Here is a 13493-nt window from a genome sequence, read left to right as displayed (position 1 = left end):
ATAAATTCCAAATTTTAAATCCCAAAATCCAAATTTCTAAGAGAAAAAGCTTAGAAGCTTAGCCTCTCAGAACCTTAGAACCTAAAAAAAAATGATTATTTACAACGTTACTACCAACATACACGAAAGCGTTCACGACCAATGGTTAAAGTGGATGCAGGAAAAACACATACCAGAAATTTTAGCAACTCAGAAATTCTCTTCAGCGCGAATTGTAAAAGTTTTGGTTGAAGAAGAAATGGGCGGCATTACATATTCGACTCAATATGTAACAGACAGCAAAGAAACTCTGGAGAAGTTTTATATCGAAGATGAACCAGAATTTCATAGAGAAGCTTTAGGATTATTTGCCGATAAGATGCTTTCTTTTAGAACAGAATTGGAAGTGATTTCAGAACACTAGGTTTTTTAGTGTTCAGTGTTCAGGAATTAGTATTCAGTTAAAAAATAGAATTTATGAAAATTCGATTTCAGACAAAGAAGAAAGTAACAGACAACAGCAAGAGGATTTTTTGAAATTATCTGGAGCTTAACGCTTGCGCAGTTTTCTAAGATTAAGCGAACAATGAGTAGATTTCCGGTAAAAAAATCTAATAAATAAGAATAAGGACAATTTTTTGATTGTAATAAAATCAAAGTAATATGTCAAAACTGTGGCTGCAAAGCATAATGTTCGAATGCTTATGGTTGATGTTGGAGCAGTTAATGTAAATGATAAAACATTTTTGAGATGGAATGTTTTGTCTTTAGAAGATTTGATTACCAGTAAAATTAAAGCAAATCGTGCAAAAGATTTATTTGATGTGCAACAGCTCCGTGAAATAAATAAAAAATAAAGTTCTGGTTCTTTGAGCCTTTACAGCAAAAAGAATACTTTTGCAGCCTCTGGGCAAATAAGATAATGAAATGGAAAAAGTAAAAGCCAAAAAACACTTAGGACAGCACTTTCTTAAAGACGAAAGTATCGCTAAAGCAATTGCAGATACTTTGACGCTTAAAGGATATGATGAGGTTTTAGAAATAGGACCAGGGATGGGTGTGCTTACTAAGTATTTGCTTGAAAAACCAATCAATACGCACGTTATCGAGATTGATACAGAATCTGTAGACTATTTAGGAGCGAATTATCCAAAATTAAAAGATCATATTATTTCTCAGGATTTCCTGAAATACAATATAAACGAAGTTTACGAGAACAAGCAATTTGCTATAATTGGGAATTTCCCCTATAATATTTCAACGCAGATTGTTTTCAGAACTTTAGAATTCAAACATCAAATTCCTGAATTTTCGGGAATGTTTCAAAAAGAAGTCGCAGAACGCATCTGCGAGAAAAAAGGTTCAAAAGCTTACGGAATCTTATCCGTTTTAGCTCAGGCTTTCTATATTACCGAGTATCTGTTTACGGTTGATGAAAACGTTTTTATTCCTCCGCCCAAGGTGAAATCGGGTGTGATGAGAATGACCCGAAAGGAAGATTATAGTCTTCCTTGTGGCGAAAAGTTGTTTTTTACTGTTGTAAAAACGGCTTTTCAGCAAAGACGAAAAACATTACGTAACAGTTTGAAAACATTAAATTTATCTGATAAACTGCGAGAAGACACTATCTTTGATAAACGTCCAGAACAGCTTAGTACAGAGGAATTTATTGAACTAACTCAAAAAATAGAAGCCGATGGAGTTCAAAGTTAGTAAAGAATTTATACATCAATTAGAAGAGCTGATCATCAGTAAAAACGACAACGAACTTGAAGTTTTACTTAATGATCTGCATCATGCCGATATTGCTGAAATCTTAGATGAATTAGATTTTGACGAAGCAACCTATATTTTCAAGGTTTTAGATAGTGACAAAACAGCCGAAATTCTTCTGGAATTAGAAGAAGATCTGCGTGAAAACATCTTAAGCCGTCTTTCGCCAAAAGAAATTGCTGAAGAGCTTGACGAGCTTGAAACCAATGATGCTGCCGATATTATCGCAGAACTTTCGCAGGAAATCAAAGCCGAAGTAATTTCGGAAATGGTCGATGTTGAACACGCCAAAGACATTGTAGATCTTTTGCGTTACGACGAAAACACCGCCGGTGGATTGATGGGGAAAGAGCTTGTAAAAGTAAATGAAAACTGGAACGTCTTAACCTGCGTAAAAGAAATGCGCATTCAGGCAGAAAATGTATCCAGAGTACATTCTATTTATGTTGTTGATGACGAAAACCGGCTAAAAGGCAGATTGTCTCTGAAAGATTTATTGACTTCTTCGACTAAAACACAAATTGGCGAGGTTTACATCAGAAAATTAAATTTTGTAAATGTAGATACCGAAGATGTTGAGGTCGCGCGTATCATGCAGAAATACGATTTGGAAGCTATTCCTGTTGTAGATGAACTAGGACGTTTGGTAGGAAGAATTACAATTGATGATATCGTAGACGTAATCAAGGAAGAAGCAGACAAAGATTACCAGTTAGCGGCCGGTATTACCCAGGATGTTGAGTCTAATGACAGTGTTTACGAATTGACAAAAGCGCGTCTTCCGTGGCTTTTAATAGGGATGGTTATCGAAATCGTTGCTTCTTTTGTATTGAAAGGAAACGAAGCCACTTTTCAAAAATATTCTACTTTAATTATTTTTGTGCCATTGCTTTCGGCAACAGCAGGAAATATTGGGGTACAGGCCTCAGCAATTGTTGTACAAGGTTTGGCCAACGGAACCCTGAAAGAATTCAGCAGAGCTTACTTTACAAAAGAACTTACCGTATCGATGATTTCGGGAAGTATTATTTCATTGCTTCTTTTAGGATATCATTCCGTAATGTACCAGCAGTATTTGGTCGGTTTTGCTATTTCAATTTCTATGATTGTAGTGATTCTTTTTGCAGCAACTCTTGGAACTTTAGTGCCGCTTTTCCTGAATAAAAACAAAATTGATCCTGCTATTGCAACAGGACCCTTTATTACAACTACAAATGATGTATTTGGCATCATGCTGTATTTTACAGTTGCCAAATTAATTTTAGGATTTTAGATTTTTGCCACAAATTGATTAATTGCCGTGATTTTAGATCTCTAAAATCTGCGTAATTTGTGAGCAGGAAAAAGACAGTGTTATTTGCAATTCGCTATTAGTCATTACACACATAGAAACATAAGTTTGTTTTAAAGAAAAGGCAGTAAAAAGAAATTAGTAAACCGCCTTTACAGATTTATTGGTCCTATGTCTCTATGTGTTAAAACAAAAATTGCATTTAATAGCTTGTTGTTAATCAGTTTCAAATAATTAAAGCCAGCCAAAATGAAAGTACACATAATTGGAGGAGGAAATCTTGGAGTTTCTATTGCCTTGGGAATTGCAAAATTTTCAAAAAACAATCAAGTAACTGTTACCAGAAGAAACACAGCCAGTATTCAATATTTAGCAGAATACGGAATTACTGTTTCGTCTGATAACAAACATACTATTCAGGAAGCAGACGTGGTGATTTTAACCATAAAGCCGTATCAGGTTGATACCGTTTTGGGTGAAATCCTTCCTGTTATTCAAAACAAAACAATTGCTTCGGCAGTCAGCGGATTGTCTTTGGATGTACTTCAGACAAAAACAAACAACGAATTTCCGGTTGTTCGTATTATGCCCAATATTGCGGCGCAGTTTGGAGAATCGGCAACTTGTATTTCTTTCCCGGAAAAATATAAAGATAACGCCGCGCCAATTGTAGATTTATTCCAAGATTTGGGTACAGCACCCGTAATTGACGAAAAGCTGATGGACGCTGCAACAGTTTTGGGCGCTTGCGGAACTGCTTATGCCTTGCGTTACATTCGTGCGTCTATGCAGGCAGGTATCGAAATTGGTTTCGATTCGAATACTGCTTTGGCTATTGCTGCACAAACGGTAAAAGGAGCTGCAAAAATGCTTTTAGAAGAAAGAGTGCATCCAGAACAATTAATCGATCGTGTAACAACGCCGCAGGGCTGTACCATTGTCGGTTTGAATGAAATGGAACACAATGGCTTTAGTTCTTCTTTGATTAAAGGGATTAAAACTTCTTTGAAACAGATTAAAGGTTAGATTATTGAAATCTCAATATTAAAAATCCAAATTCCAATTGATATTGGAGTTTGGATTTTTTGTTTCCGATTATAGGAACATTTCCGTTTCCTCAGTGATTTCTGAGGTGAAATAAAAATTCCGGAGGAATTGAATATTTATAGATTAATTGTATGCCAAATCTCAAAAGCTCCAGCGGAGCGGCATATTTCACAATTTGATTATTAAACGGATCGCTCCGCTGGAGCTCTTTCAAATCGGATAAATTATTTCTACAAATATTTCGTCCCTCTGGGACTTGCTGAAAATAATTTTATTGAAGCCGCTTGTGCTTTATTATTTCGAACGAATGATCTGTGTTTAATTTTCTTATCAATTATAAAGCAGATATGAAAAGAAGAACAAAAAAGATTGTCATGGTTTGAATTTCAAACTAATAACGCTCACTAGAACAATAATCCAGTATCAAGACAGCATCTTTCTTGTTTACGCGTTCTGTAAACATTGTTTGGTGAAAATCGATTCCAAGTTTTTCAATTTTAGTACTGTCGACTTTATGATTTTTGTTGATGAGCCATTTTACAAACACAAGCGAGTCTACATTGCGAAGTGCTGGCCCCGTACTTTTTGCATCCAATTTGTGACAGGCAGCACAGTTGGAGTTGAAAATCTCTCTTCCTTTTTTCTGGTCTTCAGTTAAAATAGGATTCGTTGTGCCGCAAAAAGGAACAGTATCAACTACTGCACAACCCAAAACTTCGGGCGTCGCGATAGTAGTTTCATAAATAATGATACCGCTAATAATCAAAATAAGCAGGATAGGAAAAAGAAGTATTTTTCTAATACTTTTCATTTGCTTTTGAAAAGGTTAATTATTGGAATTTGAACTCGAACGATAGCATCATGTACAGCAAATTAAAAATATTGAAATTTGGAATTTATTTTTTACTAAGTGTGTATTTTAAAAATGCAAAGCCCATAATTCCTGCTAAGAAAGAAGCAATAAGAATCGCTATCTTAGAAAAAACAATAATTTCTGGATTTTTAAATGCTAAAACAGTTATAAAAATAGACATTGTAAAACCAATTCCACCCAGCATTCCAGCGCCTAAAATATGTGCCCATTTTAAGTTTTTAGGTAACATGCACAAACCAGCAGTTACACCAACAGAAGAAAAGAGCAGGATTCCCAGCGGTTTACCAATTACAAGTCCAAGAATAATTCCGTACGAATTGCTGTGGCTTAACCCTTCATGCCAGTTTTCGGTAATTGTGAGGGCAGTATTGGCAACAGCAAACAAAGGAAGGATAAAAAATGCCACAGGCTTGTGTAAAAAATGCTGCAGTTTGTATGAAGATGTTTTTTCACCGCCATCGCCAAAAGGAATTACAAAAGCCAAGATTACACCCGTTATCGTAGCGTGAACGCCAGAATTAAGCATAAAATACCACATTGCCGCGCCGCCTAGGATATAGGGTATTAAGTTGTGAATTTTCATTCGATTCAAAACAAATAAAAAACACCAGATTCCGAGTGCGATGCCTAAGTTTAAAAAAGATATCGAAGTAGTGTAAAAAATGGCTATCACGATAATCGCGCCTAAGTCGTCAATAACAGCCAAAGCGGTTAAAAAAACTTTGAGAGAAGCAGGAACTTTATTGCCGAGAAGAGACAAAATTCCAATTGCAAAAGCAATATCAGTCGCCATCGGAATTCCGGCACCGTTTTGTGTTGTCGTTCCGAAATTTAACGCCAGAAATATTCCGGCAGGAACCAGCATGCCTCCAAAAGCAGCCATAATAGGCAAAGCGGCATTTTTTAAGTTTGATAATTCTCCGTGATATATTTCCCGTTCCAGTTCCAATCCGATTAAAAGAAAAAAGACAGTCATTAAACCGTCATTGATCCAATCCGTTATGGTATGGCCTGCAATCTGTTTTTCCCAAAATGAAATATATGGCCCTTGAAAAGCTGAATTGGCAAGATACAGGGATAAAATCGTGACAAAAAGCAAGATGATACCACCTGATTTCTCATTTTCAAAAAAGGCTTTAAAAGTTTTGGTTAATTTCATTTGGAATTATTCTGAAGATTTAATCGTAAAAAGTACGACTCATTCAAAGTTAAAAAAAATCTGACCAATAAAAAATTTTTGATAAGATGCTGTGTGTTGCTTCGCCACTAAAGACCCAAGTTTTAAAAAAAGACCAGCTTGATCTAAATTTTAATGCAAAGCAGCCAAGTTTTTACTTTAGCTTGTTTTGATTATAAAAAATCTCAATTCTAAAAAATTTAGAGTACTCTGCGTAAATCTTTATGAACTCTGTGATAAAATTTAACGCAATGACTATAATAACTTGCTCAATAAAATCTTCTTCTACTTCAAATTACTGTATTTTTGTTAGATCATAAAATACAATAAAAATGAGTGTAAAAATTCTTCATATCGACAGCAACAATCCCATTCTTTGGAATCAGTTAGAAGAAGCGGGGTTTGAAAATCACGCTGATTTTAAATCTTCAAAAGAAGAAATAGAAGCCAAAATTCAAGACTATAACGGAATCGTGATACGAAGCCGATTCAAGATTGACAAGGGCTTTTTAGATAAAGCAACAAAGTTGCAATTTATTGCAAGAGTTGGTGCGGGTCTGGAAAGTATTGATTGTGAGCATGCTTTGTCGAAAGGAATTCATCTCATTGCAGCTCCAGAAGGTAATCGCAACGCTGTTGCAGAACATTCGCTGGGTGTAATTCTATCGTTATTTAACAACTTAAATCAAGCCGACGCCGAAGTAAAAGCTGGACAATGGAATCGTGAAAGCAATCGCGGTCATGAATTAGATCTTAAGACTGTTGGGATTATAGGCTACGGAAACATGGGAAAAGCTTTTGCGAAAAAACTAAGAGGTTTTGAAAGTGAAGTTTTATGTTATGATATTTTGGATAATGTAGGTGACGAAAATGCCAGACAAGTGTCACTTGCCGAATTACAAGAAAAGAGCGATGTTTTAAGTCTTCACCTTCCTTGGACACCAGAAACAGATAAAATGGTCAATAGTGCGTTTATAAATGCCTTTAAAAAGCCGATTTGGATTATAAACACTTCTCGCGGTAAAAACATCGTTACAGCAGATTTGGTAGAAGCAATGAAACAAAAAAAGGTTCTCGGAGCAGGTTTGGATGTTTTGGAGTATGAGAAGCTTTCTTTTGAAACGCTTTTTCAGGATAAAAATACGCCAGAAGCTTTTCAATATCTTTTAGAATCTAAAAATGTCTTATTGACGCCCCATATTGCAGGATGGACTTTTGAAAGTCACGAACGTTTGGCGCAGGTAATAGTAGATAAAATTAAGGCTGTATACAACAGAGCATAGTCAGGAGCCTTTTAGATTTTAATAACGAGTTTTTTCTTGTAAATTAATGAGTCGATATTAGTTTTATTTGTTAATTTTTAATAATATTGTTTCCGAATTTCAGAAGAATCAATCTAAATAAAGTTCTTTTGAATTTGGAGAAACCGAAAATCCAAAGAGTAGGAATTAACAATTTTAAAAGGAAAAATGGACTTAGAAAAGACATCAAATAATTTTAACGACCCAATCCCAGTATTTAATGTAGATCCAATTATGGTTTTACTTTTTAGTTTTTTATCATGCGGATTGTATTTAATTTATTGGAATATTAAAGTAGCAGAGGTTTTTAATGCTGTAGCAGGCAGAGAAGTTATTTCGCAGCCTATTGCAATATTTGCAGGTTGTTGTATGCCGGTTAATATTTATTTCTACTATTTGGCAGGTAAAGAAGCATTGCCAGAAGTGTATAAAAGAACTGGAGAACTTCAAAAAGACCAATCTACGTTATTAATTATTTTAGGATTCTTTTTTCCTTTCGCTGCAGCAATGATTGTACAAGGTGATATCAACAGACTTTATAAATAATAAGCAGACAAGACGAAAAATTTACGGAATTATCGGTGCAGTAATTACACTGATAATTCCATTTTTTTTAATGCTTGATAATCATGACCATCACTTAGAAACCGATCAATCGTTCTGCCCGTTCAAAATGCTTATCGGTTTTCCTTGTCCAGGATGCGGTATTACAAAATCCTTGGTTTATTTTTATCAGGGAGATTTATACAAATCAATAAGTTACCATATTCTAGGGCCCTTTGTAATTGTATTCTGTGTAGTGACGATTTTAGTATTAACAACAGAATTGATTACTCAAAAAGAATACTTTAATGGCTTATTATACAATAGAAAACTGGCATATGTATTGGCTGTGTTTTTAGGAGTTTATCATATTTTAAGATTGATTTACTTCGTGCAACATAATACTTTTGATGAGATACTGCGTCAGTCAATTTGGTTTTAATAATCTAGTTCTTCGAGAACTAGAATTTTTGTTCGAGTACTATTTTAAGAATTATAAAAATTAAGATTATGGAAAATACAAAAAGAGAAGATTGGAATAATCCGCGTTATCAGCAGGACAATAAAAAAGTAATTGCCGGAATCCTGGCTATTTTATTAGGCTATTTAGGAGTTCACAAATTTTATCTCGGTTACAACAAAGAAGGAATCATACAGCTGCTTTTGGGAATTATGTTCGGAATTGGTGGTATTATCGGTATTATCGAAGGAATAATTTACTTGACCAAATCTGACGACGATTTTTATAAAACGTACCAAGCTGGCCAAAGAGGCTGGTTTTAAAGGAAGCTAAATTACATTAGAGAATTCCCCACATAGAAACGGAATTTTTTAATTAATCGTTTTCTCTTTGAATGGAAAGTATTCCTTGCAGGTATTCTTGTGTCGTAATCCTACTAGAGTGTACAGAATAAAGCCCAATAAAGAAAAGATTTAAAATAAATTAATTATGATAGAAATGTTTAAAAAAGTAGTTTTTGAAAACTACGCAAATTTTGATGGCAGAGCAAGAAGAAGAGAATATTGGATGTTTGTCTTAGGATATTATGTTCTTATATTTGTTTTAGCTTTTGTCTCGGCTATAGTGCCGATTGTCGGCCCTCTAGTATTAGCTGTAGGTGTATTAGGCGTTATCGTACCTTCGATTGCAGTAAGTGTAAGAAGAATGCATGATGTTGGTAAAAGCGGCTGGTATTGCCTTATTCCATATTACAATTTATATCTATATTGTATTGATGGAGAAAAAGGAGCAAATCAATACGGTCCAGATCCTAAGAACCAATTTGAAGATATCAACGAAATTGGAAATGATAAAATCTAAAAAGTTTTAAATAAAATTGTAATAAGAACATCCCATTTCAAAAGAATGGGATTTTTTATTGTTGGAATTTTATACACAAATGCTTATTTTGCTTAGAAACAATGATGGTTTCTAACTAAAAATTGGGATTGAAGTATTAATTTTTTAATGTAAAAGAAGAATAAAATATGGGATTATTTAGCAGAAGTAATAATAAAATTGAAACGCCTAAAGTACTCCTTGAGCTTAGAAGTCCTAGCTGTCCGATAACTGCAATTGTAGAGCAAGACAATAGAACGGCCTATTTTTATTTGTTTGGTGATAATGATGATTTTCGCGTAAAAAGCTGCTGGGTTAGAAATTTAGCTGCAGCACCAGAACAGATTGAGGAAAAATTGATGGAAAAAGGTGTCCCTCCCATGTTAACCACGGAATTTTGCAAATTTCCAGAAGGACAGGAAAGACTTAATGAAAATAATCTGGAAATTGTATGGCTGGAAGAAGGAGATGGAGCGGCATTACTGGAAAATGGAGAAATTTTAGCCATAATTCCCAGCTGGGGCGGTAATGACGGCTTCTTTGGATATGCTCGTGATTGCAAAGGCGAAGGGCATTTTGCCTGGGAGCTTTCGGCAGATAATGAAATGCATCAACGTGTCAAAAACGCGGCTGCTTTTGTAAAAGCCTGGGATGAAGATGAGAATCCTTTTCAATTACTGCAGCCGGAAATTTTAAATTATTACGACGAAATATTCGGGCAAAGTGATAAGTATTACGGAATTGATAATTCAGAATGGCCTCCAAAAGGTCTTTACGTATACGAAGGAGCAGAAAAGATTGTCTTTGCAACTGTTGCCGTCTCATTGCGTCCACAGCCAAAAATTGAAATGTACTTTGAAAATTCAAGTGAAATAAACAGAATTGAAATCGGGATTATTTTGAGAGCAGGGCTAACCCATGATCAAATAAACAGCGTTGCCAGTTTTATCAGCGGGATTACAGCAATACCTTGGGATTATATTACATTCCTGGCTCAAGGACATACCGTGGAGTTTAACACTACGGCTGCAGGAAAATTTAAGTATGGTATTCTTACTAACAAATTAAAAGTCCTGCCTCAAATGAATATCCCTGTTTTAGGAGATTTAAAAACTCTTTTTTTATGGATTGTACCTATTTCAAGCAGCGAATTGGAAGTGGTAAAAGAATCTGGTTCGCAGGAATTACTGTATAAACTGGACAGCATTGGAGAAGAAATTTTCAGTTTGGAGCGGGAAGAAGTAGTTTAAGCCGCATTCAGAAAATAGATTTTAGACATAAAAAAAACTCATAAGTTCTAAGCTTATGAGTTTTTTTAGTTTTTATGATGAACTTAATCTTCTTTCTCAGATAATTTCTTTTCTAGTTCAATCTGAAATTCTTCAATAACAGGTTTCATAGTACTTTCTGGAATATCGGCGATTCTGATGTACATTAAACCGTCAATAGCATTATTAAAAAGCGGATCAACGTTAAACGCAACAACTCGCGCATTTTGTTTGATGTATTTCTTAATTAAAACCGGCAGACGTAAGTTTCCTGGTTCCAATTCATCAATGATTTTGTCAAACTTATTTAAGTCAGATTCAGCTTCATCAAAGATAAAATCTTTATCAGCGTCCTTTAGTTTTACTTTATATGCTTTCTTCGGATGAATGTATTGTGCGATATACGGATCGTAATAATTAGATTTCATAAACTCAATCATTAACGATTTAGAGAAATCAGAAAACTGGTTGCTGATACTCACTCCTCCAACCAAATATTTATGCTCAGGATGACGCAGAGTAGTGTGAATAATCCCTTTCCATAACAAGAACAAAGGCATCGGCTTCTGCTGGTATTCTTTTACGATAAAAGCACGACCCATTTCGATAGATTTGTGCATCATATCATGAAGTTCTGGCTCAAATCTAAAAAGATCAGTCAGATAAAAACCTTCAATTCCGTGTTTCGGATAAATCTCAGAACCCAGTCCCATGCGGTAAGCTCCAGCGATTTTTTTAGTTTCATCATCCCATAAAAACATATGGTGATAATATTGGTCGTATTCGTCTAAGTCAATAGATTCATTGGTTCCTTCGCCCACTTCGCGGAAAGTAATTTCGCGCAGACGGCCAATTTCGTGTATAATGTTCGGAATTTCTTTTGCGCTTGCAAAGAAAACTTCGTAATTTTTGCTTTGTAAAAATCTAGCGTCACTGTTTCGCAATGCTTGAACTTCGTCAATCATTTTTGATTCGTTGGCAGGCGTCACGATTTTTTTAGGAGCTTTTGTTATTTTAAGACTTGCAGTATCAATCAGTTTGGTGTCTTTTTCAAACGGATTTGCCAGCATATAGGTTTTCTTTCTTAAGAATTCAGAGTATTCTTCAAAAGATTCAATTTCGTTTTGTTCGCTTACAGAAATTGGTTTCCCAATACGAACTTTAATCACACGGTCTTTTTGTGTTAAAAGTTCAGACGGCAGTTTTGCAGTACGCAGCGTATCGTCAATTTTAGAAAGCCAGTAAAATAATTTGCTGTTTTTAGCATGAAAATAAATCGGAACAACCGGTACTTTCGCTTTTCTGATCAATTTAATAGCACCTTCTTCCCAAGGTTTGTCCACCATTAATTTTCCGTCTTTATACGTAGAAACTTCACCGGCAGGAAAAATTCCTAAAGGTTTTCCATCGCTCAAATGGCGTAAAGTTTCTTTAATACCAATTACGCTCGATTTTGCATCCTTATGATTCTCAAAAGGATTAACCGGCATAATGTATTTTTTCATCGGAACAATTCTATGCAATAAGAAATTGGCAATGATCTTGAAGTTTGGCTCTCTTTCAAGCATTAATTTCAAAAGCAAAATTCCGTCAATTCCTCCAAGCGGATGATTAGAAATCGTAATGTAAGCGCCGTCTTTTGGCAGACGTTTCAAATCTTCTTCCGGGATTTCGAACTTAATTTCCATTTCATCCAAAATTCCGTTCAAAAACGCAACATCTTCCAGATGTTTATTATGGTCGTAAATTTTATTAAGGGTAGAGATCTTAAGAACCTTCATAAGAATCCAGCCAGAAAATGTACCGAGAACTCCGTACTTTTCAACATTTATTGCCTTTGCAACTTCTTTCGCGGTAACTAAACCCATGTACTACTTTTAAATTATTAGAACAGCGAACAAAGATAACAAAAAACTCTACTTTTCATTGTTTCCAAGACAAACTTTGCACTTTTTTATTACATTTGAAATCCTAAAAAAACCAATGATGAAAATTATTTCTTATAATGTAAACGGAATTAGAGCTGCGATAAACAAAGGTTTTATCGAATGGCTGCAGCAAGCAAATCCTGATGTGATCTGTCTTCAGGAAATAAAAGCGACTCAGGATCAAATTCCTGTAGATGCTATTACAGAGGCCGGATATCCGTTTCAGTATTACTACCCTGCAACCAAAAAAGGCTACAGCGGCGTTGCCATTCTTTCTAAAACAAAACCCAATAATATAGTTTTCGGAACTGGGATTCAGCATATGGATTTTGAAGGAAGAAACCTTCGCGCAGACTTTGATGATGTTTCGGTTATGAGCTTGTATCTGCCGTCGGGAACAAACATAGAAAGGCTCGATCATAAATTCATGTTTATGGATGATTTTCAGACTTACATCAACGAATTAAAAGTAACGATTCCAAATTTGATTATTTGCGGCGATTACAATATCTGCCACGAAGCCATTGATATTCACGATCCAGTCCGCAACAAAACCGTTTCGGGATTTTTACCCGCAGAACGTGCTTGGCTGGATAGTTTTATGAAATCGGGTTTCATTGATAGTTTCCGTCATTTTAATAAAGAACCGCATCATTATTCTTGGTGGAGTTACCGCGCAGGCGCAAGAGGAAACAACAAAGGCTGGCGTATCGATTATAATTTGGTAAGCGACTCATTAGAAAGCCGTTTAAAAAGAGCAGTGATCCTTCCAGATGCAGTGCATTCAGATCATTGTCCGGTTTTAGTTGAGATTGAGTAAACTTTGGTATTGTTATTGTTATAAAGCTTACGATTTTATTTAGGAGCTGCTTCCTGCTGTCCGCTGTATCTTTTCCTGGCTAAAGAAGCCAGAAAAAGGATGCCGCTTCCATCAGGGCTAGACCTTACATAAAACAAAAAATACAATTTATAA

General features: G+C 35.3%; 14 protein-coding genes and 1 pseudogene. 12 read left to right on the top strand and 3 right to left on the bottom strand.

The genetic code is table 11. From position 1 onward, the window contains the following. Positions 1–91 precede the first annotated feature (91 nt). The 5 genes from C4F50_RS21180 (at position 92) to proC (ending at position 4069) form a co-directional block, all read left to right on the top strand. Positions 92–403 carry a DUF4286 family protein gene (locus tag C4F50_RS21180; protein WP_194140638.1) on the top strand — a complete coding sequence of 104 codons (312 nt, stop codon included), beginning with the start codon at positions 92–94 and terminating at the stop codon, positions 401–403. A 250-nt stretch (positions 404–653) separates the two neighbouring features. Continuing rightward, the gene (locus C4F50_RS21175) at positions 654–836 is read left to right on the top strand and encodes a hypothetical protein (protein WP_194140637.1); all 183 of its coding nucleotides are present in this window, start codon (positions 654–656) and stop codon (positions 834–836) included. 70 nt (positions 837–906) lie between these two features. Further along, complete coding sequence (gene rsmA, locus C4F50_RS21170) at positions 907–1692, top strand: 16S rRNA (adenine(1518)-N(6)/adenine(1519)-N(6))-dimethyltransferase RsmA (protein ID WP_194140636.1); 786 nt, start codon at positions 907–909, stop codon at positions 1690–1692. Then, entirely contained in the window at positions 1676–3025 is a 1350-nt protein-coding gene (gene mgtE, locus C4F50_RS21165; protein WP_194140635.1) for a magnesium transporter, read from the top strand. The genes rsmA and mgtE overlap by 17 nt, the downstream gene beginning before the upstream one ends. A 267-nt stretch (positions 3026–3292) precedes the next feature. Further along, entirely contained in the window at positions 3293–4069 is a 777-nt protein-coding gene (gene proC / locus C4F50_RS21160) for a pyrroline-5-carboxylate reductase (RefSeq protein WP_194140634.1), read from the top strand. Positions 4070–4646: 577 nt separating this feature from the next. Here the strand turns inward: proC and C4F50_RS25915 are convergent. Both C4F50_RS25915 and nhaA read right to left on the bottom strand, forming a co-directional pair. Next, positions 4647–4742 (bottom strand): annotated as a pseudogene (locus tag C4F50_RS25915) (c-type cytochrome); the annotation flags it as partial. 244 nt (positions 4743–4986) lie between these two features. Beyond that, positions 4987–6123, bottom strand: a complete 1137-nt coding sequence (nhaA, locus tag C4F50_RS21150; RefSeq protein ID WP_194140632.1) for a Na+/H+ antiporter NhaA — start codon at positions 6121–6123, stop codon at positions 4987–4989. Positions 6124–6473: 350 nt separating this feature from the next. On the opposite strand from nhaA, the gene C4F50_RS21145 reads away from it, so the two are divergent. From C4F50_RS21145 to C4F50_RS21120, 6 genes are all read left to right on the top strand, one after another. Beyond that, positions 6474–7424: a 2-hydroxyacid dehydrogenase gene (locus C4F50_RS21145; protein ID WP_194140631.1), complete on the top strand. Its 951-nt coding sequence runs from the start codon at positions 6474–6476 to the stop codon at positions 7422–7424. A 186-nt stretch (positions 7425–7610) separates the two neighbouring features. Continuing rightward, positions 7611–7988 carry a DUF4234 domain-containing protein gene (locus C4F50_RS21140; protein ID WP_194140630.1) on the top strand — a complete coding sequence of 126 codons (378 nt, stop codon included), beginning with the start codon at positions 7611–7613 and terminating at the stop codon, positions 7986–7988. Then, positions 7963–8427 carry a DUF2752 domain-containing protein gene (locus C4F50_RS21135; protein WP_194140629.1) on the top strand — a complete coding sequence of 155 codons (465 nt, stop codon included), beginning with the start codon at positions 7963–7965 and terminating at the stop codon, positions 8425–8427. Before C4F50_RS21140 ends, C4F50_RS21135 begins: the two co-directional genes overlap by 26 nt. A gap of 68 nt (positions 8428–8495) precedes the next feature. After that, complete coding sequence (locus tag C4F50_RS21130) at positions 8496–8768, top strand: TM2 domain-containing protein (protein ID WP_194140628.1); 273 nt, start codon at positions 8496–8498, stop codon at positions 8766–8768. 166 nt (positions 8769–8934) lie between these two features. Continuing rightward, positions 8935–9306, top strand: a complete 372-nt coding sequence (locus C4F50_RS21125) for a DUF805 domain-containing protein (RefSeq protein ID WP_194140627.1) — start codon at positions 8935–8937, stop codon at positions 9304–9306. Positions 9307–9473: 167 nt separating this feature from the next. Beyond that, positions 9474–10574, top strand: a complete 1101-nt coding sequence (locus C4F50_RS21120; protein WP_194140626.1) for a suppressor of fused domain protein — start codon at positions 9474–9476, stop codon at positions 10572–10574. Positions 10575–10657: 83 nt separating this feature from the next. On the opposite strand, the gene C4F50_RS21115 is transcribed toward C4F50_RS21120, so the two are convergent. After that, positions 10658–12460, bottom strand: coding sequence for a GNAT family N-acyltransferase (locus C4F50_RS21115; RefSeq protein WP_194140625.1), 1803 nt, complete (start codon positions 12458–12460; stop codon positions 10658–10660). A gap of 118 nt (positions 12461–12578) precedes the next feature. Here C4F50_RS21115 and C4F50_RS21110 point away from each other — a divergent pair, with 118 nt between their 5' ends. Next, positions 12579–13340 carry an exodeoxyribonuclease III gene (locus C4F50_RS21110; protein ID WP_194140781.1) on the top strand — a complete coding sequence of 254 codons (762 nt, stop codon included), beginning with the start codon at positions 12579–12581 and terminating at the stop codon, positions 13338–13340. Positions 13341–13493 lie beyond the last annotated feature (153 nt).

The organism is Flavobacterium hungaricum (assembly GCF_015182285.1).
In the GTDB taxonomy this organism is placed as follows: Bacteria; Bacteroidota; Bacteroidia; order Flavobacteriales; family Flavobacteriaceae; genus Flavobacterium; species Flavobacterium hungaricum.
The sequence above is the reverse complement of the archived record's forward strand: the minus strand, read 5'-3'. Positions and strand labels throughout refer to the sequence as shown.